A 21,811-nucleotide genomic window follows, 5' to 3' on the forward strand; every position below is an offset into this window, starting at 1 on the left:
CCGGGGAGGATGGCGTCGTCGACGCCGCCTATGGCCTGGAAGGCGATGAAGCCCTCGGGCATGATGTAGTTGACCATGAGCCCGATCTCGTCGATGTGACCGGCGAGCATGACGCTCATCGTTTCGGCGCCGTCCTTACCTGCCGAACCGGCCAGCTTCGCGTGGACCGATCCCATGACGTTGGTGTCCACCGAGTCGGCGAAGGGCGCCAGATACTCGCGGAATATGGCAGCGGCAGGCTCCTCGAAGCCTGACGGCGACGGGGCCTCGACCAGTGCCTTTAGGAACTCTATCGATTCTGTTCTCATATCTTTCCTGTTTCCTTCCATCACAAGCGACTCACGATACCAGCTCGAAGTCGATCCGGGCTTCTGCGACGCTCACATCGATGAGCCGGACCGAGACACGCTCGCCAAGGCGATACGTGCGGCCTCGCTCACTTCCAGAAAGCGTGAGGCGCTCGGCGTCGAGCTCGTAGTAGTCGTCGGTCATACGTCGGACGTGCACAAGGCCCTCGGCGGTATTGTCAAGCTGCACGAAGAGCCCGAAAGAGTTTACACCAGTTATCAGTCCCTCGAACACCTCGCCCAGATGCGCGAGCATGAGCTGCGCGATCTTGACCCGGGTCGACTCGTCTTCGGCGGCTTCGGCTTCGCGCTCCATCACCGAGCAGTGATCGGCCATCCACTCGAGCGCTTCGGCCATCTCGGCGACGGCCGGGGTCTCCAGCTCGCCCGCGAGTTGCGCGGCCAACAGGCGGTGCGCAAGCAGGTCGGGGTAGCGGCGGATCGGGCTCGTGAAGTGCGTGTACTCTTCGCTCGCAAGCCCGAAGTGCGGTGCCAGGTAGGCGGTGTACTTGGCGCGCTGCATCGCCCGAAGCAGCAGGTAGTTGATGAGGCGCTTCTCCGGCCGGTCGTGCGCGAACTCGATGATGCGCTGGAAGGTGGCGGGTAGCGCGTCCGCGACGTCGGTCACGGGGTAGTCGAACTCCTTGAGGATGACGGCGACCTGCGCAAGCGCCTCCGGGTCCGGGTCCTCGTGGATGCGGTAGATCATCGGGGCCAGCGCTTCGGTCATGTGGGCTGCGACGACCTCGTTGGCGCGAATCATCGCCTCCTCGATCATGTTGGTGGCCTGCGTGCGTTCGCGCAGCACGATCTCGAGCGGCTCGCCGTCCGGGGCAAGGCGCACCCTCGCCTCGACGGTCTCGAAGTCCAGCCCGCCACGCGCCACGCGCCTCTTGCCGAGAAGCGCCGCTGCCCTTGCGAACTCGCGCACCGCTGTCTCGCTGGCTTCGTCGGGCCAGGGGTCGGTGCCGTCGAGGTAGCGCTGCACTTCGTCGTAGTCCATGCGCCGATCCGAGCGGATCACCGACTGGAACAGCTCGTACCCTACCACGGCGCCGTTAGCGTCCATATCCATCATCACCGAGAAGGCGAGCCTGTCCTCGTTGGGATTGAGAGAGCACAGGTGGTTCGAAAGCTTCTCCGGAAGCATGGGCAGCACGCGATCGACCAGGTAGACGCTCGTTGTGCGCCTTCTTGCTTCCTCGTCGACGGGGTCGCCCCAGGCCACGTAGTGGCTCACATCCGCGATGTGCACGCCCAGGCGCAGCGCGCCTTCGATCCGCTCGACGGTGATCGCGTCGTCGAAATCGCGGGCATCGTGCGGGTCGATCGTGAAGGTGTAGACGTCCCTCAGGTCACGCCGAGTGGCTTGCTGGAGCGCCTGTGTCACGTCGAGTTCGATCGCCTCGGCGTGATCGAGCACCGCAGGCGGGAACTCGACCCGCAGGCCGTGCTGCCTGATGATGACCTCGATCTCGAGTCCCGGCGTTCCTTCTTTGCCGATGACCTCTTCGACGACTCCCTGCGCGTAGGTCTGGCGCGAGGGGTATGCGGTCAGCCGAGCGACCACGATGTCGCCGGTTTTCGCGCCTAAAGTAGCGTTGCGGTCGATGAGGACCTCAGTACGGATGCGGGCATCCGTCGGGATGACCACCGAGTGGCGGCCGCTGCCCTCGAACCTGCCGACGATCGTCTCGTTGGCGCGTTCGAGTACCTTCTGCACGCTCCCCCTTCGGCGGAAACGCCCTGCTCCGGCAACTACCTTCACTCCAACGGTGTCACCGTGCATAGCGCCGTTGATGTCTCGGCCGGACACGTAGATGTCGCCCGAGGGCGACTGAACGAACCCGTAGCCTTTGCGGTTCACCGAGATGCGCCCAACGACCAATCCGCCCCGCTGTGCCTTGGACAAAAGCTTCTTCATCCGCATTGGCAAGCCTCCAGAATCGCGTGAATGGTAGAATCTTATACAAGCGTGGCGTAGAATGGTACCTCACGGATCAACGACCGGGCAGGAGATTTGATTGAACGACGCAAGACCGCTGGCTCCCTGTTTCATCGGAAGCGGCACACTCACACACCCATACGATATGGCCAGGGCCCTTGAGACTCTGGAATCCACCGATTTCGTCTACGAAGTCGACGGGGTCGTCATCGAGGCCGGCGAGGCCTCGCTGGTCAAGCTCATGATCGATAAATCCGCTGCGACGATCATCGCCAACGGGTGCATCTTCCTGAACATCTATAGCTTCAGGTTCCTTGATTTCAGCACCGAGGACGGCGTTGCCGTCATGCGCCTGTACCGCGATGGCGCCACGCTGGAGTTGCGTGGCAATCCGGGACGCGACGCAATCGCCGAGTCGGAGAACAGCGGTCCCGCAGCGCGCCTCCTCAAGGAATCGCCTTACGGCTTGGAGCCGTTCACCATCGGCGAAGACGAGGACGACGAGGACTGATCGGTCCTCGCTAGAACTGCTCGCGAATCAGCTCGAATGCCCTCTTGCGCTGTACGTCGGTCGCCTCGTCCGCTTGCGCTTCAGGCTCCATCTCCACGACGACATCTGGCGTCAGTCCGACTCCGTTGATCTCGCGACCATCAGGCGTCAGGTAGTGAGCCGTGGTGAACTTGATCGCACCGCCGAAGGAAACCTCGCGCACGCCCTGCACGCTACCCTTGCCGAAGCTCTGCTCGCCCACCAGCTGAGCCCTCTCGTGATCTTGCAGCGCGCCACCAAGGACTTCGCTGGCAGAGGCAGAGTTGCGATTCATGAGCACCACTAGCGGCATGTCGAAGTAGCTGCGCCCAGTAGCAGTGTAGACGTCCTCGATCCCAGCCCGACCCTCGATCGAAACGATATCGCCCTCGGCGATGAACAGCGATTAGATGTCGCCCGAGGGCGACTGAACGAACCCGTAGCCTTTGCGGTTCACCGAGATGCGCCCAACGACCAATCCGCCCCGCTGTGCCTTGGACAAAAGCTTCTTCATCCGCATTGGCAAGCCTCCAGAATCGCGTGAATGGTAGAATCTTATACAAGCGTGGCGTAGAATGGTACCTCACGGATCAACGACCGGGCAGGAGATTTGATTGAACGACGCAAGACCGCTGGCTCCCTGTTTCATCGGAAGCGGCACACTCACACACCCATACGATATGGCCAGGGCCCTTGAGACTCTGGAATCCACCGATTTCGTCTACGAAGTCGACGGGGTCGTCATCGAGGCCGGCGAGGCCTCGCTGGTCAAGCTCATGATCGATAAATCCGCTGCGACGATCATCGCCAACGGGTGCATCTTCCTGAACATCTATAGCTTCAGGTTCCTTGATTTCAGCACCGAGGACGGCGTTGCCGTCATGCGCCTGTACCGCGATGGCGCCACGCTGGAGTTGCGTGGCAATCCGGGACGCGACGCAATCGCCGAGTCGGAGAACAGCGGTCCCGCAGCGCGCCTCCTCAAGGAATCGCCTTACGGCTTGGAGCCGTTCACCATCGGCGAAGACGAGGACGACGAGGACTGATCGGTCCTCGCTAGAACTGCTCGCGAATCAGCTCGAATGCCCTCTTGCGCTGTACGTCGGTCGCCTCGTCCGCTTGCGCTTCAGGCTCCATCTCCACGACGACATCTGGCGTCAGTCCGACTCCGTTGATCTCGCGACCATCAGGCGTCAGGTAGTGAGCCGTGGTGAACTTGATCGCACCGCCGAAGGAAACCTCGCGCACGCCCTGCACGCTACCCTTGCCGAAGCTCTGCTCGCCCACCAGCTGAGCCCTCTCGTGATCTTGCAGCGCGCCACCAAGGACTTCGCTGGCAGAGGCAGAGTTGCGATTCATGAGCACCACTAGCGGCATGTCGAAGTAGCTGCGCCCAGTAGCAGTGTAGACGTCCTCGATCCCAGCCCGACCCTCGATCGAAACGATATCGCCCTCGGCGATGAACAGCGATGCGACATCTATGGAGGACTGCAATAGGCCGCCGGCGTTGTCACGCAGGTCGAGTACGATGCCCTTGGCGCCTTCCGACTGCAGCTTCTTGATCGCGTCGCGGAGCTCATCGGCGGACTTGTGGTTGAAGCTCATCAGTCTCACATACCCAACGTCACCCTCGCGAGCGGTCTCGATGTTGGGGATGTTGATCCTGGCACGCTCGATGGTGAACTCGACGTTCTTCTTCTCAGAAGGCCTGAAGACGGTCACTTTGACTTCAGTTCCTTCCGGTCCGCGGACCCTGCGAACTACCTCTTCGGTGGTCCACTCATCGCGCTTGACTTCATCGATCTGCACGAAGATGTCGTCGGCACGCAAACCTACACGCTCAGCAGGAGTGCCCTCAATCACGGACACCACGTACACACTGCTGTCCCGCTGACCGATGTTGACCCCAATGCCGAAGAACTCGCCGTCGCTCTGCTCGTTGAAGAAGCCGAAGTGGCGCTCATCGAAGTAGAGGGCGTACTCGTCACCGGTGCCCTCTAGGAGACCCTTGACGGCTCCGATGGTCTTGGATTCCTCGGAAGCGGGCCTAAGTGCCTCTCGGGCGAGAATGGCATCGACCTCGCGGACAGCCCGCATGAAGTCCTCATCGCCGACGGGGGCGGTGATCTTGCCGCTGAAGTCCATCATGCGGCCGAAGTCTTTGGCACCGCCTAGCATGACGCCGGCTCCAAAGACTGCGGCGGTGAAGAGGAGTCCAAACACGACAGCAAGTCCGTAAAAGAATACTCGCATCAGGTGCATCCAATCACTTGTATCAAGCTGGGCGGGGTGCGACCACGTAGGTCTAAATTTTCAGGTATCGTCTCAGTGCAAGTCCGGATCCCAGAAGTCCAATCACGATCCCTGCAACAACAACTATGAGCGAAAGTTGTACCATCGCAGCAGTGGAGAAGGTGATGGGCAGGAACCGGAGCATGTCTCCCAACTGTGGAACTAGCAGCAACTTCATGGCAGTCAGAGTTGCAATAGCGAGCGCGGCTCCGATGATTGACTGAAGCACGCCCTCGAGCAGGAATGGTGTCCTGATGAACCAGTTGCTCGCTCCGACCAGTCGCATGATGCCGATCTCCTTGCGCCGTGCATAGATTGCCAGCCTGATTGTATTGTTGATGAAGATCAAGCTCACCGCGGTAAGCAGGACGATAAAGACCGTGGACGCTATGCGCATAACTCCTGTAAACGCAAACAGCCTCTCAATCATCCCTGCACCATACGACACCGACCGCTCCGGCTCCTCTGGGCGCTCTGCGACTGCGAGGAAGAGCTCGCTTGCCATGATGGTGTCTGCCACTGATGCGACTTCGCGGGTATCGACCAGCTCAACGTCGAGAGAGGCAGGGAGTGGGTTGTGCGGAAGCTGCTCTAAGATCTCTGGGCTGGCCGCCCACTGCTCGCGGAACTTCTCAACAGCCTCTTCCTTGGAGGTGTAGCCGACGCTCTTCACGAGATCTTGGCCGCTAATGAAAGCTTGTAGGGCCTGGACATCCTCGGTCGCGGCTCCATCCTTGATGAACACCTGAATCGAGACCCGTTCCTCGAAGTCACGGATTATGTCGCCCATGATGGATCCGACAGCCAGCGAAATGCCAACAAGGAGCAAAGATAGATAGATGGTGATGACGGCACCGAGGCTCATCACCCAGTTCCTGTGGAAATTAGTCACGGCTTCCTTGACGAAGTACCCGACATTAATCGCCATGACCGTACACCCCCCTGGATTGATCGCGAATAACCCGGCCGCCCTCTAGCGCGATGACCCGCTTGCGCATCGAGTCGACCATCTCGCGGTCGTGAGTCGCAACCAGTACGGTGGTACCGGTCTTGTTGATCCGGTTGAACAGGCTCATGATTCCGAGTGACGTTGCTGGGTCGAGGTTACCGGTTGGCTCATCGGCAAGGAGGATCGGTGGCCTGTTGACGAACGCCCTCGCGATCGAGACGCGCTGCTGTTCCCCTCCCGATAGCTCCCCTGGATAGCTTTGTAGCTTGTCTTCCAATCCTACAAGCCTGAGGACCTCTGGCACCTGGGTGCGGATGACGTGCTTTGACCGTCCGATGACCTCCAGAGCGAAAGCGACGTTCTCGTAGGCGGTCTTGTTAGGGAGTAGCTTGAAGTCCTGAAAGACGCAGCCGATGTTGCGGCGCAAGTAAGGGATCTTCCAGTTCTTGAGCTTCACCAGATTCTGACCGGCCACAACGATGGTGCCCTTTGTGGGGTATATCTCCCGCTGAAGCAGCTTGATGAAGGTGGACTTACCGGACCCTGAATGGCCCACCAGGAAAACGAACTCTCCCTGGCCTATCTCGACGTTGACATCGGACAACGCCGGTCTGTCTGCGCCGTAGCACTTCTCTATGCCTTGTAAGCTGATCATAAACGATTTCTCTTTCCCGAATCTGTCTCGCACAGCAGTGCGACTTGCCGCTCGGTGATGGTCATTACTTCTGGAACAACGTTGTCCATGTTAGCAAATCTTGGCCCGCTCGCCTTCAATCAGCCCTTTTGCCGCACTGACAAGGTGGCCTGTCCCGAGTCCGAAATGCTCCATGAGCTCATCGGGTTCCCCGGAAGTCCCGAACACATCTTGAATCCCGATGCGTCTGACTCTCACTGGACACTCCTGCGACAACAGCTCAGCCACAGCCGAGCCCATGCCACCGATGACGCTGTGCTCCTCGCAGGCCAGCACCGCCTTCGTCTTGCTCGCCGAAGCGATGATCGTCTCCGCATCAAGTGGCTTTACCGTCGACACGTCCACGACCTCGGCCGATATTCCTTCGGCGGCTAGTATCTCTGCCGCCTCCAATGCTTTAGCAACCATCACGCCACAGGCGGCCAAAGTGAGATCCGCCCCCTCGCGAAGGACGTACGCTCGACCGACCTCGAACTTGTGGTCAGCACCGTAGATGTCGGGCACGCCGACCCTGCCGAGACGGACGTAGAACGGCCCCGGCGTGTTCGCGGCCGCGCGGAGTGCGCCGACTGCGGCGTTGTAGTCCGCGGGGACCAGTACACGCATGCCTGGGAGCGCTCGCATCAGCGCCATGTCCTCGAGCATCTGATGGCTGCCGCCGTCTGGTCCGACAGTGATGCCAGAGTGCGTGGGTGCGAGTTTGACGTCGAGGCCCGAGTAGCAGACCGTGTTGCGGATCTGATCGTAGGCCCTGCCTGTTGCGAACACCGCGAACGATCCCGTGAACGCGACTTTGCCCGCGACAGCGAGACCGGCCGCCGTACCGATCATGTTCTGCTCGGCGATTCCGACGTTGTAGAACCGCTCCGGGTACGCCGCAGCGAATTTCGCTGTGGTCGTCGACTTCGAGAGATCGGCCTCGACGGCAACGACGTCGCATCCTTCCTTGACCAGCTCGACTAGTGTCTCGCCGAATGCCTCACGAGTAGCGCGTGCCACTACCGATCACACCCTTTCCTCGAGGTCGCATCCAAGTTCACCCATCGCGCAAGTGGTTTCCTCGGCGTTGGTGGCTCTCCCGTGCCAGTCGGCGCAGCCCTCCATAAAGGAGACGCCCTTGCCTTTGATAGTGCTGCAAACGATGGCCTTCGGTCGGTCCGACGGCTGGCGAGCTTCCTGCAGCGATCTGACCAGAGCTCCTACGTCGTGGCCGTCGATGACGGAGGTCTCCCACCCGAAGGCGGCGAACTTCTCGGCGACCTCGCCAAGATCCATGACGTCGCTGCACGCACCGTCGATCTGCAGCCCGTTGTGGTCGATGATCGCGATGACGTTGTCGAGGCGGTGATGCGCTGCGAACATCGCAGCCTCCCACACCTGGCCCTCTTGCAGCTCTCCGTCGCCGAGAAGACACCAGACCCGGGGCTCGGCGAGCCCGTCGGCTCGCAGCGCGGCGGCGATGCCGTTGGCGATTGAAAGCCCCTGGCCCAGCGAGCCGGTGGACACCTCGACGCCCGGGGTCTTCCGGCTGTCGGGATGCCCCTGGAGGATCGATCCGAGTTTGCGCAGGGTGGCAAGGTGCTCCCTGTCGAAGTACCCGGCCTCGGCCAGCGCTGCATAGAGGACCGGCCCCGCATGGCCTTTCGAGAGGATGAACCGGTCCCGCTCAGGGCAATCAGGGCGCTCCGGGTCATGGTTCATCACGCCGAAGTACAGTGTCGCGACGATGTCGGCCGCAGATAGCGAGCCACCAGGATGGCCGCTTCCCGCCTCGGCAATCATCGCTACGATGTCGCCCCGCATGCGGGTCGCGATCTCTTGTATCTCGGTCACGCTATGGTTGCCTCGCTTGAACATCACACACCCATCTTCTTGAAGCCCTCGCCGAGGGTCTCGTGGACATCGGATATTATCATCATCGCATGTGGATCGAGCGCGCTCACGATCGACTTGAGGTCATCGATCTCTCGGCGGGTCACCACAACGAAGAGCATGCCACGCTCCTCGCCCGTGTAAGCTCCGGTCGCCGAGAGGAACGTTGCGCCTCGGCCAAGCTCCTCGGTGACGGCTGCCGCGATACGATCGGCCGAGTCCGAGATGATGAACGCCGCCTTTTCGACTTTGAGGCCCTCTAACACCAGATCGATGACCGCCCCAGTGACGAAGATTGACACGACCGCGTAAAGCGCGAACTCCGGCCCGAATACGAACGCTGCCATAGCCACGACGACAGCGTCGACCGCAAGCACGAGTTGGCCGACGCTCAGATTGAACTTGGGTGCCAGTAGCTGGGCGACGATTGCGGTGCCGCCGGTATTGCCTCCGGCCTTGAAGACCATTCCCATGCCAACACCGCAAACCGCTCCGCCGTATATGGCGGCCAGCAGAAGGTCATCACTGGCTAGAACCGGGGTGAACCTCATAGCAATCTCGATCATGATTGAAAGCCCGACGATGCCGTAGATCGTCTTGGCCGCATAGTGCAGACCGCGCGAGCGAATCGCCAGTAAAAGCAAGATGCCGTTCATCACAAGCATCTGAAGGCCGACAGGGGCCAAAAGACCGTAGTCGTTCGCAACGTGGAAGATGACGGTGGCAAGTCCCGATGCGCCACCCGCAGCCAGCTTGTTCGGGATCAGGAATGCCGCCAATCCCCAAGCGGTCAGCGCCAATCCGACGGTCATGTACGCATAATCCCGTACCGGCCGATGACGCAACACGGCCCCTGGATTCACCTTGGAAAACGCCCTCATCGGCTGGCCTCAACGTTGCCGCCCTCGGGCGTCGCCCACACTCCACCGTACTCAAGTCGCGGCCTGGCCCGCTTGCCGAGAAGGAACTCCAGAACGCTTTCGGCATCGCGGTTCACGCATGCTGCATGCGGTATTCCGAGGCTCTCCAACACGCCAAGTGCGTGATCGAAGCGGCCCACACGCAAGTGATAGTGCGCGTCCGAGCCCACTGCGATGGGTGTGCCCGTCGCGTGGGCAGCCTCTGCGAATTCCCGCTCGCGCGCCGAAGAGCCGTTGCGGGCAGAGGTCGGCGTGAAGGAGTAGTCGTTGATCTCGATGATTACGCGATGACGCTTTGCAGCGGCGATGATCTCATCGATGTCGAGCGGAAACTCGTCCTCGTTCCCAGGATGCGTGATCATGTCGACGAAGGGATTCGAGATCACGCGCAGCATAGCCTCGGTGTTCTTCATCCGGTCGCCTTCATCGAAGCCGGTAAGCGGGTGTAGCCCCACCGCGACGAAGTCGAGTTGCTCGAGCACCTCGTCTGGAAGATCGATTCCGTTTTCCGAAGCGAGACATGGGTTCGCTTCGCAGCCCTTTATGATGCGGACGTCGTCGAGAACGCTTGGAATGACCTTGAGGTTCCAGAAATGCCACAGATGCGCGCCCTCGGGAACAGCCGGGCCGTGGTCGGTCACGGCTATGAGCTCGAGTCCCGCGCGTCTAGCTGCGGCGGCGTTCTCGGTCACGGTCGAATATGCGTGTCCTGAGGCGATCGTATGAGTGTGTAGGTCGGCAAGTAGGGACATCTTGGCTACTGCGCCCCTGCGTGAGTGGCCGTCTCACTGCCGGAGCCGACCCTCCAACGATGGTAGCCGATGACGAACCCGTCGATCTGGCCGCCAAGCACAGCTTCGACGTTGCCGGTCTCGACTCCTGAGCGAAGATCCTTCACCAGCTGGTACGGGTAGAGAACGTAATTGCGGATCTGGCTGCCCCACGAGATATCCTGCCTGACCCCGCGGAGCTGATCGAGCTCTTCGCGGCGCTTCTGCTCCTCGATCTCAAAGAGTCGCGAGCGCAGGATCGTCATCGCGGTCTCCTTGTTCTTGAGCTGGCTCTTCTCGTTCTGACAGGTCACTACGATGCCTGTCGGAATGTGCGTGATCCTGACGGCCGAGTCGGTCGTGTTGACCGATTGCCCGCCCGGTCCGCTTGAGCGATACACGTCGATCCGAAGGTCCTCATCGCGAATGTCGATCTCGACGGTCTGCGGGATCACCGGAAGGACCTCGACTCCTGCGAAGGTAGTCTGGCGTCGCTTCTTCTCATCGGTCGGGCTGATCCTCACCAACCTGTGGACCCCATTCTCCGAGGAGAGCATTCCGTAGGCATTGTGGCCGTGCACAGTGAACACCGCACGGTCGATTCCGATTTCAACGCCGCCGGTCGCATCGTGGATGTCTACCTTCCAGCGCCTGTTGGCCGCGTACTTCAGATACATCTTGAACAGCATCTCGGCCCAGTCCTGGGCTTCGAGCCCTCCTTGGCCGGGCGTGATGGTGATGATGGCATCCCGAGAATCTAGCTCGCCGGTGAACCAAGTATTGACCTCAAGTTCATCCAGCCGTGCTGAGACCTTGCGTAAGTCACCGTCGACCTCCGCAGCCATCTCTTCGTCGCCTTCGCCCACTGCGAGCTCATTGGAAACTTCCATGTCCTCGATCGCCGAGACGACCGATTCATACGTGTCGATCTCATCCTTGATCGCCGACAGGTTCGCCATCGTCGCCTGTGCCGCCGAGGGGTCTTCCCAGAAGTCGGCTGCGGCGGTGGCCTCCTCCAAAGCGGCTACCTGCTCCCGCTTGGCATCCAGCCGAAGATAGCCAGCGATTTCCTCGGCGCGCTGACGCAAAGCGGCGATCTCTGTAGTTCTATCCTGAATCATAGAGCCGGTCGCCTGATCGCCTCTTGCGCACTAACCATTGGCGCCATGGCACTTCTTATACTTCTTGCCGCTACCACATGGACAAGGATCGTTGCGCCCCACATCTGCGAAGGGATCTGACTTGTCTTTGACGACTTGTGGTCGGCCCTTGCCGCCGCCAGCCGCCGCCGACGCCGCCGCAATCGCCTCCGGCGATGGGCCTGCAGGACCTGCTGCAGCCGCGGCCTGGACCGCTCCGCTGAAGATCGTCTGTTCGGAAGGCGCACTGTAGCTGACATCTCGAATCGGAGCTTCTGCGGTGGGCTCGATGACAGCGACCTGGATGTGCATCATGGTGCGCAGGAAATCCTCGTGGATCTGGGAGACCAGAGCGGTGAACGATTCGTACGCCTCCGCTTTGTACTCGTTGAGGGGGTCGCGCTGACCCATTGCCCTGAGGCCGATCCCGTCCTTGAGGTAATCCATCTCCAGCAGATGTTCCATCCAGCGAGCGTCGATGACCCGGAGCATCACTTGGCGCTCCAGCTCTCGTAGCTGCTCGGGGCCCAGCTCCTGCTCGCGCTCGAGGAAACGTGCCAGGGCTGCGCGAACCAGCTCATCGGCGAGCTCGTAAGGGTTGGAGATCGATCCCTTGTGCTTCTCGACTTCTCCAGACAGTCCGGTCACACCTCTGTACCATGTGGCGAAATCGTCCCACTCCCAATCCTCGGCGTAGGTCCGCTCCGGACAGTAGGCTAAAGTGCCCTGGGTGATGATGTCTGTGAACATCGACTCGATGCGATCGTGGATGTCCTTGCCGTCGAGTATGCTGTTGCGCTCTGCGTAGATGACTTCACGCTGCTTGTTCATGACATCGTCATATTCCAGAACGTGTTTACGGGAAGCGAAGTTCATCGCTTCGACCTGGCGCTGGGCGCCCTCTATGGCTTTGGAGACCAACCCCGCTTGGATGGGCATATCGTCCGGTATCTGCGTCTTGGCCATCATGGCGCCGATCTTGTCCATCCGATCCCCGCCGAAAAGTCTCATGAGATCATCCTCGAGCGATAGGAAGAACTGTGAGAGCCCAGGGTCTCCCTGTCGTCCCGATCGACCGCGCAGCTGGTTGTCGATTCGACGTGATTCGTGACGCTCCGTGCCGAGAACCGCCAGTCCGCCGGCCTCGATCACCTTGAGATGCTCCGCATCGCAGATGGCTTTGGCCTGCCGGAGCGCGTCCGAACGACGCCCTTCATCCGCCTCTTCTGGCTTGACGCCCTGTTCGCGCAACAGATCGTCTACTAGGAATTCTGGATTCCCACCGAGGATGATGTCGGTCCCTCGACCAGCCATGTTCGTAGCTATAGTCACAGAGCCGAGACGCCCGGCCTGGGCGATGATCGCTGCTTCCTGCTCGTGGAACTTCGCGTTGAGCACGTTGTGCTTGACTCCTCGCTTGTTGAGCATGCGCCCGAGCATCTCGGAGTTCTCGATGGAGATTGTGCCGACAAGTGTCGGCTGGCCAATCGCATGGCGAGCCGCGATCTCTTCAACGACCGCATTGAACTTGGCTTCGGTGTTTCGGTAGATCAGATCCTGTCGATCCTCCCGGACCATATCGCGGTGTGTCGGAATTGCCATGACGGGCAGATTGTAGATTGCGCGAAACTCAGCGTCCTCAGTGACTGCCGTTCCGGTCATGCCCGCCAGCTTCTCATACATGCGGAAGCTGTCGTCCCGATCGACCGCGCAGCTGGTTGTCGATTCGACGTGATTCGTGACGCTCCGTGCCGAGAACCGCCAGTCCGCCGGCCTCGATCACCTTGAGATGCTCCGCATCGCAGATGGCTTTGGCCTGCCGGAGCGCGTCCGAACGACGCCCTTCATCCGCCTCTTCTGGCTTGACGCCCTGTTCGCGCAACAGATCGTCTACTAGGAATTCTGGATTCCCACCGAGGATGATGTCGGTCCCTCGACCAGCCATGTTCGTAGCTATAGTCACAGAGCCGAGACGCCCGGCCTGGGCGATGATCGCTGCTTCCTGCTCGTGGAACTTCGCGTTGAGCACGTTGTGCTTGACTCCTCGCTTGTTGAGCATGCGCCCGAGCATCTCGGAGTTCTCGATGGAGATTGTGCCGACAAGTGTCGGCTGGCCAATCGCATGGCGAGCCGCGATCTCTTCAACGACCGCATTGAACTTGGCTTCGGTGTTTCGGTAGATCAGATCCTGTCGATCCTCCCGGACCATATCGCGGTGTGTCGGAATTGCCATGACGGGCAGATTGTAGATTGCGCGAAACTCAGCGTCCTCAGTGACTGCCGTTCCGGTCATGCCCGCCAGCTTCTCATACATGCGGAAGTAGTTCTGCAGGGTGATGGTGGCCAGCGTCTGGTTCTCTTCTCGGACGTGCTGCTTCTCCTTGGCTTCGATCGCTTGGTGCAGGCCATCCGAGTACCTGCGGCCATACATGAGGCGACCGGTGAACCCGTCGACGATTATGACTTCGCCGTCCTTGACCACATAGTCGACATCTTTCTTGAACATGTATTGTGCCTTGAGCGCCTGCTGAAGATGGTTCACCATCTTCCCGCTCGGATCGGAATACAGATCTTCAATGCCGAGCCACTCTTCGACCTTCTCTACCCCGGAGTCGATGGGGGCTACGGTGCGCTTGGCCTCATCAAGCTCGAAGTCCTCACCCTGACGCAGCCGCGGCGCTATCTTGGCGAAAGCCTTATACGTGTCCGCCGACTTAGTGCCCGCCCCCGAGATGATCAACGGGGTGCGCGCTTCATCGATGAGGATCGAGTCCACCTCGTCGACGATTGCGAAACCGTGGCCTCTTTGGACTCTGTTGCCGGGAATAACAACCATGTTGTCGCGCAAATAATCGAATCCGAACTCAGCATTGGTTCCGTAGGTGACGTCCGCCTGGTAAGCGGGCCCGCGTCGAGCTGGATCCATCTGTGACTGGATCAGGCCCACTTCAAGCCCTAGGAAGCGATAGACCTGGCCCATCCACTCGCTGTCGCGCCTGGCGAGATAGTCATTGACTGTGACCACATGGACGCCTTTGTCGGGGATTGCGTTCAGATATACCGGCAGAGTAGCAACAAGGGTCTTACCCTCACCGGTCTTCATCTCGGCGATCATGCCTCTGTTGAGAACCATTCCACCGATGAGCTGAACATCAAAATGACGCATTCCGAGGGAGCGGACAGACGCCTCTCGGCACGTCGCAAACACTTCAGGCATCAGGTCTTCTAGCGGCTCGCCGTTCGCGTGTCGCTGTCTGAAATCAGCAGTCTTCGCTCGCAAGTCTTCATCCGATAGCTTCTGGACGTCCCCCTCCAGGGAATTGACGACCGTGACAAGGGATTCAAACTCGCGCAACTGCTTGCCCTCACCGAGTGTGAGGAGCTTCGCGAGGAAATTTACCATGTTCTGTACGCTGCCTTCTCTGAATCTCCAATTGACTTACTCTGCCCGAAAAGCGACACCGATTCTACCACAGGGCAATCAGGGTGATGTCGCTCGGTTGCGACTAGATGCAACAAGTGTGCCTTGCATGCGCGTGGGATTCGGAGCAGTGGGTGGCCGACAGCTCCCCGTCGACCGCCCATGCTCCGCTAGCACCTCGGGTTCATCTGTTTCAGTGCTACAAGCTCGGTTCGATGCCCCTCAGGAGCTCTCCCGGCTCCACACCTCAACGAACTCGATACAGCACCTAGGTCGCCCTAAAGAGGGAACCCGACAAACCAGCTCGGCGCAACCTAGCTACCGCTAGGTCAAAATCAACATTACACAGTGGGTCTATACAGAATCTATACAGTCAGGTTCTTCCATTGAAAGAATCTGCTTGTATAGGGCAACCGTCTCCGCTGAAGGATCCAATCCGAAGTCTTCAATCAGCTTTTCCCTGCACTTCATATATACCTCTATTGCTATGGTCCGCTGGCCGGTCGCGATCAGGCACCTCATGAGGCTCTGGCAAAGGTCCTCTCGCCCACTATCTGCCGAAACACCACTCCAGGCGAACTTGAGTGCCTCGCTAGTCTTCCCTGCATCCATCGCAAGCTTAGTTGCTCTTAGCATCGCATCACCGAATGCGATTCGATACCGGTCTCTCTCTTCCGCAAACCAGTCCTCGTAAAGATCTCCGGGGAGAAGGTCTCCAGCGTAGATCTCGTCCAAGCACACATAATGCTCTATTGCCGCTTCGACATCGCCACTGCGTTCAGCTTCGGCCGCCCTCGTCGTCAGGTGTCCGAACTCGGCGATATCCAAATCGACCGTACCGACGACCATCCGACACAACCCGCCAACATTCTCGACGTATGGCAAGCGCTTGGCGCGGGTTGGTCGATACATAAGTGCAGCCTTCATGGCACTCCAGATGACGTACAGATTGTTGCGCGCCTTGTCGGTAGTCTTGTCAGGCCAAAGACAGTCATGAATCACATCCGCCGGGACGTCTTTTCCTTGTCTGACAATCAGCATCATGAATAACAAGCGTGCCTTGCGTTTCTTCCAATCCTTCTCGCGAATGACCCGATTTCCCACCCGTACTTCCAGCCCTCCGAACATCTTGACGCGACACCTGGGTGTGGAGTCCGAATCCTCGCTGTCATGGTGGAGCGAATCAGCCTCATCTGTGATACGAATTGCCAGCCGCTCCCACGCATCGTCGCAACTCATGACCTCGCGGGCTGCATCGAGGACTCTATCTGCGTCCTGCGGTAAGACCATTCGCAGCAGATAGATGGACAAGCGTTCCGGATCAATGTTCTCGGCAATGAGCCCCAACAAGTGCGGGAAGGATCGAATGTACATGCCGGTCCACCAATTGGAGCTCTCGGTAAGGATATGGTCGACATGATGGCTCAGTCGTTCGACCGCATCATCGAGGCGGCCGTCCCTTCGATCGATATCCGCAAGAATCATTGCGGCGATCAGGGCGTGTTGGGCCGCCCCTTCCTTTGCGGTCGTTTCGCTCACTTCGCCAGCTAGCTCCCTAGCTGTTCCGACTTCTCCCAACGCAAGGAGGTTGGCCGCGCGGTCCAGCTTCAACATCCATTCCAGCCAAATGCAAGAACATGAGTCCAGATGCTCGAATGCCTTCTCAGACATTGCGAGTGCCGCATGGTAATCTCCAGTGGATCGCAGCCAGACTGATCGATCCATACAGCTGCGTGCCGCCTCAAAGTCGTAACCCTGAGTCGAGAAGCCAGCGTAGGATTCCTCAAGAAGCAAGCTGCCTTCCTCGTACCTGCCTAATCCAATGTTGGCCAATGCGGAGGTATTAACCATCCAGTGCTTCAAAGTTACAAGCCCCCTAGCTCGAGATCTCTCAATTAGGGGTTCAATTAGTTCGAGTGCGTACTGCAACCGCGCTTTCTCAAGGTTGAAAACTGCTAAGTTGCCCTTCATCAACATCTGCTGACTGAATGGAATATTCTCAGTACTAATCTTCTTGTATGCCTCGTGTGCTTCTGCAAAATTCCCCCTATGCAACACTTGGATTGCACACCAGCAGTGCATCACTCTGGCCACAACTTCCGGCTTGAGGGCCTCTCTCTCGACAAGCTCTGCTGCAGCCTCAATGCATGTCGTGGCCTCTTCGAAAGATCCCATCCACTGCAAGCAGCAGCCCAAATGTATCAACGCCAAAGCTCGGGTGTCAGGTGATAACCTACCTTCGAGGGCCATCCTTAGTGGCTGTATTGCATCGCCCATCATCGCTAAATCGAACTGGAGATGAGACTTCAATAGCAGGGCTTCAATTGCAACCGCTTCATCGTCTTCGACCAATGCAAGCTCATGTGCCGACGAAGCCATCGTCAGCGCCTCTTGGTACTTCAATTGATCGCCCAGCAGTCTTGCGTTCAAATAGAGTATCCGTGGGCTCCGAGCAATCCACTTGGCGCCAAGTCGGTCAAAGACCTGACCCATGAGTCCATAGCTGCCCAGATCAAGCAGTATTCGCCCCGAACGCTCGGTCCAATCAAATAGCGTCTGACTGGGGGCTCTCCGTAGAGCCAATGTGAAAAGAGAGTCGTATCGACCCGACTCACTCAGTGACTCAAGTACTTGTGCCAACAAGTCATCAGCATCAAGTCTCATGGGGCGTCCGGTTGCGAAAAGCGTATCCTCATAGACGTCAGCGGCGATATCGTGAATTCTGAATCGCAATCGTCCAGCATCCTCGTCAACGGCCAGCAGCGGTATCAATCTTGCCAGCATAACCATGTCGGCTGGTGAAAGTTTCCCAAGGACCTTCTCGATATCGATGTCAGTTCCGGATCTAAGAAGAGCGCAGCAAAATAGCAACCTCTTCATCCTATCATCCAACTGCTTGTCGCAAAGTTCAGTCAAATAAACCGTGAGGTCAAGAGGAGTCGAGCCCGAAACTGCTCCGTCGGGGGACATCTCGATCGTCCCCAAAGCGATGTGCCTGGCAAGAACACAGAGTGTTGCAGCTCTGCCACCTGACATACCCAGTAGTCCGGCAACCATGTCCGGGTCAGGCTCCACAGCGAGGTACCGTTTTAGGATTTGAAGGCACTCGAGGTCACTCATTGAAAGATTCTCGGCAAAGAGCATGGTCGCACTGCGAAGGTTGCTCGGAATGTCAGGCGACTCCCATCGCGTGGTCACGATCACGCGGCACCCGCTCAAAGGTCCCAAAAAATCAATCAACTCCTGGATAACGCCAAAATCCGCGTCCTTGGGAACGTCATCCAAAACCATAGTGACTCCGCAGTCTCCACTGATGGCGGCTAGAGCAACAAGGGCTCGGTCAGCCATATCTACGGCGCTCAAAGGTTTGGTCAGGGGTTCGCTTGTCTGTGCCGAAAGGCTAGTCGGCTCAACAAGTTGCGATAGTGCTGAATAGAACCGCTCTCTGCTCCAATCGAGGGTCGCGCAATCCATCCATACGGTGGGTGCCCTGAACTCAGAAGCCAACTGAGAGGCAAGCACACTCTTGCCATAGCCGCTCGGGGCGGCTATCACTAGAGTTGAATCGTTTGCCCTGACGAGTGGGTCGATGAGTCTCTCGCGCACAATCGTCCCACTGAAAACCGGAATGACATACTTCATGTTATGCATGACCACCGCCCTTGAATCGCGACCCTCCCCCACCATGCATCGTAGAACATCCATCATAACAAATTCTAAACAACTGCTCTACTTTGAATCACCAACATGCATTGAGCGAAGAATGTATAACCCAAGCCCCATGGAAAGAAACACATCCCCAACGCTTACCATCCCCCTTATGGCCCCGGGCCCGGGAACAGGTATGACGTCGCTGAGCCAAAGCAGGACTGTATCGGGATGCGCAGAAACATGCAGCCATGATCCTGCGACAGCCTGATCCACGAGCTGGGCTGTTCCGCCAATCAACTCGGCATTGAGGGACAGTACCGGCATTCCAGCGTTAGCTGTTACGACAAACAGGTTAGCAGCGAAGCCTAGAGCGATTAGGGCAAACCCGGGCTCGCGGAAGTTCCAGAGCGCCACCGCCAAGCACCCCAGCACCGGGATTGACCAAAAGCCATACAACATGACTGCCTCAGACAGACCCCAGGGCAGGGCCGTTCCCAGCAGCTGGACCGCGAAGAGCCCAATGAATAGATCGGCTCCCCGTATGCGATGATCACCTAGAGCCGAGAGCCTTCCCCCAGACAACAGACCAGCCACAATGCCCAGCAGGGGGCCTACTAACAGAATCATCTGTACCTTCTCTCCCTAAGGACCCGCTCAAGCGCACGGACAATCCTCGAAGGATACGATGTCCCCGCCCCTTCTTTTATCAGCTGGAGGCGCTTGGGTGGGGCAAGCCCCTGCCGGGACAGGTCATCATACTTTGATGCAACCCCTATTATCTGAGCCATCACGAGGTCATTCGCTTCGAGAGCCAGCGACAGTTCCGCCTTTTCTCCCTGCAGTCGAATGATTGGAGCAACATCAGAAAGCATCTCCACCGTCGACATGATCTCTGCCCCGCGCGAAGCCACGACGTCGCGCTGCTCCTTACCGCCGTTCACGCAGTCCGGCCCAAGCCCCAGGCTTCCTATGTCATGCAGCAACGCCGCAAGGGAAAGCCGCTCTATGTCGTCCCCCTTGAATCCGAGCCTGCGACCGATCAATACCGAAAGCCGAGCAACATTGTCGGCATGTCCTTGTCGATCGTCAAAGCGCAGTTCAGAAACGCGTGCCAAAGCGGAGACCGTAGAAAGATACGCTCTGCGCAGACCAAGGTGCAAACTGAAGCTGTGCTGCATCAACAGAAGCAAAACCACCACAATGAATATAGCGATGGCGCCCAGCCCTTCATAAGTGATAGCCATGACGATACCTACGCTCATCTGGGCCAAGTATTGGAGGCCAAGAAGCCTGAGTATTCCGCCGAAAGCGTCTGTCAACAAAGGCAGATCGGAGTTGCCTTCGACCAAGAGATAGCCAAACAGGTCCAGCAGGGAGTATAGGACTCCGCACAGAGTGCCCAGTACGAGCAACTCAAGGCTGGAGTCGAATATTTCGAATCGGGTGCTTAACTGTGCATATAGGATGGCTACGATATGGGTCGCCATGATCCGGCGTCCAAGATCCACTAGCGGAGCGCGAGGCTGGTTAGCTAAAGACGATACGGCCATTGCTGCACCCGTGCCGAGGGAGACCACCAGCACGGCAGTTTCTGAGGATAGGAGTGCGATCACTGCGACTACAACACCGACATCTATCCGAACCTTACTACCTCGAGGCAGTGACAGTGGGAGGGCATTGCACAAGAAGACACCGAGCGTAAGGGCGAGAATCAGAAGCCATCGGGAGTCGATTGCGCTTCCGCCAACCAAGAGAAAATACAATGCGGTCAGCGCCACACCAGAACTGACCAACCTGACGCTAAGCATTGGACTCACCATCCACCTTCAACTGGTATGGGCTGATGATGCCTTCATTCAGTACACCTATGAAATGTTTTACGCAGTGTGGATCAAGGTGTCCATCGGTGGCCTTTTGCAGCTCAAGCACAGCATCGTCCACCGAAGTCGTCGTTCTATAGGGTCTGCAAGAGGTCATCGCATCAAAGGCATCGGCGACAGTGATAATGCGTGCAGCCAGAGGGATCTCTTCCCCGACCAGTCCCAGCGGGTACCCCTTACCATCAATGCGCTCGTGGTGGGAAGCCACAAGCGGAGTGATGTCAGCCAAGAAGTCGACTTCCCCAAAAATTGCAGCGGCGACTTGGGGGTGCTTCTTAACTTCTGAATACTCGTCGTCGGTCAAAGTGCTCGGCTTGCAGAGAGTCTCGTTCTTGAGCGCGATCTTACCGATGTCGTGCAGCAATGCCGCCCACTCGACACGCCTCAGCTCAACTTCGCTCAAACCCATCCTCTCCCCTAGGGCTCGCGCATAAGTGGCGACTCTCTGAGTGTGGCCACTCGTGTATGGATCCGTGGCCTCAAGTGCAGCAACAAGAGATCGGACCGTGTCCATATACGTGTGCTGCTGTCGCTCATAGATCATGAAGGTCTGACGCGCAATCAAAAACGGAGCCAGTAGGAGCAGCAGGTAGGGCAACCCCGCGATTGCAACAAGCTGCGCAATCACAATGCCGAGCATTGTAGGGAGGGGCAGACCTTTCGCGTATCTACCGAAACCAGCCAGCTGCGAGCGGAGTGATGCCCCCCGAAGCATCGAAAAATAGATTGCAGTCAATGCTATGTTGATTGCAATATAGGTCGTGGCAGCCAAAGAAGCGAACAGCAACCATATCAATCCGCCTGGACCCGCTTGCCCTGACGCAGACAGCGGATGTCCCCCAATCGCGACGTACAGGTTTGATGCCAGATTTGCGGATATGACTAGTTGAGATATATTGAAAACGATGGCATGTACTGGTTTGCGCGCTACGATATCTTCATAGGTGACGGCTGAGGCAGCCGCCACAATCATCGCCGAAGTCGTCCCGCCGCTCAGCAGAGCTGCTAAGCCAACCGGAAAGGCAAGAGAAACCGTACCCCCTCCTCGAAGTGGATGCGAAAACCGCTCTGCTGCCTGAGTGAGAATCACAAAAATCCCCACCATCCAGTAGTCGACGTAATGAACTGACCATTGCGTGACCAACAACACCGCTGCAACAAAGAAAGTGAAATAGGAGTAGATGCGTATCCTCATGCATCCACTCCTATTTCGAAAACTGTGCCGTTCAGCCACGAAAGCGTATCTTGATCAAAGCCCCCTAGACCCTGAAATGGGCTCCGCCGGCATAAAGAGCGGCGGCCAAAGCACTTAGCAGAACAAGAATGCGTGTCATTTTCATGATGAGAAGACCTCCTTTTAGGAACTGTGGTCCTCTCCCATTCCGCTAGTGATGGAAGAACT

The 21,811-nt window shown here is 58.3% G+C and carries 19 protein-coding genes and 1 pseudogene; 2 read left to right on the forward strand and 18 right to left on the reverse strand.

The genetic code is table 11. The features are described 5' to 3' along the window. Both M1617_00135 and rnr read right to left on the reverse strand, forming a co-directional pair. A partial coding sequence (locus M1617_00135; protein MCL5886709.1) for a M42 family peptidase occupies positions 1–308 on the reverse strand: 308 nt, incomplete at its 3' end. Between the two features lie 31 nt (positions 309–339). After that, on the reverse strand, positions 340–2,271 hold the full coding sequence (gene rnr, locus M1617_00140; protein MCL5886710.1) for a ribonuclease R: 1,932 nt from the start codon (positions 2,269–2,271) through the stop codon (positions 340–342). A 100-nt stretch (positions 2,272–2,371) separates the two neighbouring features. Here rnr and M1617_00145 point away from each other — a divergent pair, with 100 nt between their 5' ends. Beyond that, positions 2,372–2,803, forward strand: a complete 432-nt coding sequence (locus tag M1617_00145) for a hypothetical protein (protein MCL5886711.1) — start codon at positions 2,372–2,374, stop codon at positions 2,801–2,803. Positions 2,804–2,813: 10 nt separating this feature from the next. Here M1617_00145 and M1617_00150 read toward each other — a convergent pair whose 3' ends face one another. Further along, positions 2,814–3,176: a S41 family peptidase gene (locus tag M1617_00150; GenBank protein ID MCL5886712.1), complete on the reverse strand. Its 363-nt coding sequence runs from the start codon at positions 3,174–3,176 to the stop codon at positions 2,814–2,816. Positions 3,177–3,435: 259 nt separating this feature from the next. On the opposite strand from M1617_00150, the gene M1617_00155 reads away from it, so the two are divergent. Continuing rightward, the gene (locus M1617_00155) at positions 3,436–3,867 is read left to right on the forward strand and encodes a hypothetical protein (protein MCL5886713.1); all 432 of its coding nucleotides are present in this window, start codon (positions 3,436–3,438) and stop codon (positions 3,865–3,867) included. Between the two features lie 10 nt (positions 3,868–3,877). Here M1617_00155 and M1617_00160 read toward each other — a convergent pair whose 3' ends face one another. The 15 genes and pseudogenes from M1617_00160 to M1617_00230 form a co-directional block, all read right to left on the reverse strand. Continuing rightward, on the reverse strand, positions 3,878–5,074 hold the full coding sequence (locus M1617_00160) for a S41 family peptidase (GenBank protein ID MCL5886714.1): 1,197 nt from the start codon (positions 5,072–5,074) through the stop codon (positions 3,878–3,880). Between the two features lie 52 nt (positions 5,075–5,126). Further along, on the reverse strand, positions 5,127–6,041 hold the full coding sequence (gene ftsX, locus M1617_00165) for a permease-like cell division protein FtsX (GenBank protein MCL5886715.1): 915 nt from the start codon (positions 6,039–6,041) through the stop codon (positions 5,127–5,129). Further along, a complete protein-coding gene (ftsE, locus tag M1617_00170; protein MCL5886716.1) occupies positions 6,031–6,717 on the reverse strand; it encodes a cell division ATP-binding protein FtsE in 687 nt (228 codons plus the stop codon). Before ftsE ends, ftsX begins: the two co-directional genes overlap by 11 nt. A 90-nt stretch (positions 6,718–6,807) precedes the next feature. Continuing rightward, entirely contained in the window at positions 6,808–7,755 is a 948-nt protein-coding gene (locus M1617_00175; GenBank protein MCL5886717.1) for a transketolase family protein, read from the reverse strand. 6 nt (positions 7,756–7,761) lie between these two features. Further along, complete coding sequence (locus M1617_00180) at positions 7,762–8,589, reverse strand: transketolase (GenBank protein ID MCL5886718.1); 828 nt, start codon at positions 8,587–8,589, stop codon at positions 7,762–7,764. 23 nt (positions 8,590–8,612) lie between these two features. Then, entirely contained in the window at positions 8,613–9,509 is an 897-nt protein-coding gene (locus M1617_00185; protein ID MCL5886719.1) for a YitT family protein, read from the reverse strand. Continuing rightward, the gene (locus M1617_00190; protein MCL5886720.1) at positions 9,506–10,300 is read right to left on the reverse strand and encodes a phosphatase; all 795 of its coding nucleotides are present in this window, start codon (positions 10,298–10,300) and stop codon (positions 9,506–9,508) included. Before M1617_00190 ends, M1617_00185 begins: the two co-directional genes overlap by 4 nt. Positions 10,301–10,305: 5 nt before the next feature. Further along, a complete protein-coding gene (gene prfB, locus M1617_00195; GenBank protein MCL5886721.1) occupies positions 10,306–11,439 on the reverse strand; it encodes a peptide chain release factor 2 in 1,134 nt (377 codons plus the stop codon). A gap of 30 nt (positions 11,440–11,469) precedes the next feature. Continuing rightward, a complete protein-coding gene (locus M1617_00200; protein MCL5886722.1) occupies positions 11,470–12,333 on the reverse strand; it encodes an SEC-C metal-binding domain-containing protein in 864 nt (287 codons plus the stop codon). 399 nt (positions 12,334–12,732) lie between these two features. Beyond that, a pseudogene (locus M1617_00205) lies at positions 12,733–13,152 on the reverse strand (preprotein translocase subunit SecA). After that, complete coding sequence (gene secA, locus M1617_00210) at positions 13,133–14,860, reverse strand: preprotein translocase subunit SecA (GenBank protein ID MCL5886723.1); 1,728 nt, start codon at positions 14,858–14,860, stop codon at positions 13,133–13,135. Before secA ends, M1617_00205 begins: the two are co-directional and overlap by 20 nt. 372 nt (positions 14,861–15,232) lie before the next feature. Beyond that, complete coding sequence (locus tag M1617_00215) at positions 15,233–18,529, reverse strand: hypothetical protein (protein MCL5886724.1); 3,297 nt, start codon at positions 18,527–18,529, stop codon at positions 15,233–15,235. Positions 18,530–18,607: 78 nt separating this feature from the next. Continuing rightward, positions 18,608–19,156: a DUF5317 domain-containing protein gene (locus M1617_00220; GenBank protein MCL5886725.1), complete on the reverse strand. Its 549-nt coding sequence runs from the start codon at positions 19,154–19,156 to the stop codon at positions 18,608–18,610. Next, positions 19,153–20,337 (reverse strand): HD domain-containing protein, encoded by a 1,185-nt coding sequence (locus M1617_00225; protein ID MCL5886726.1) that lies wholly within the window; start codon positions 20,335–20,337, stop codon positions 19,153–19,155. The genes M1617_00220 and M1617_00225 overlap by 4 nt, the downstream gene beginning before the upstream one ends. After that, the gene (locus M1617_00230) at positions 20,330–21,604 is read right to left on the reverse strand and encodes an HD-GYP domain-containing protein (protein MCL5886727.1); all 1,275 of its coding nucleotides are present in this window, start codon (positions 21,602–21,604) and stop codon (positions 20,330–20,332) included. Before M1617_00230 ends, M1617_00225 begins: the two co-directional genes overlap by 8 nt. Positions 21,605–21,811: the final 207 nt, after the last annotated feature.

The organism is Actinomycetota bacterium (genome assembly GCA_023488435.1).
GTDB lineage: Bacteria > Actinomycetota > Coriobacteriia > Anaerosomatales > UBA912 > UBA912.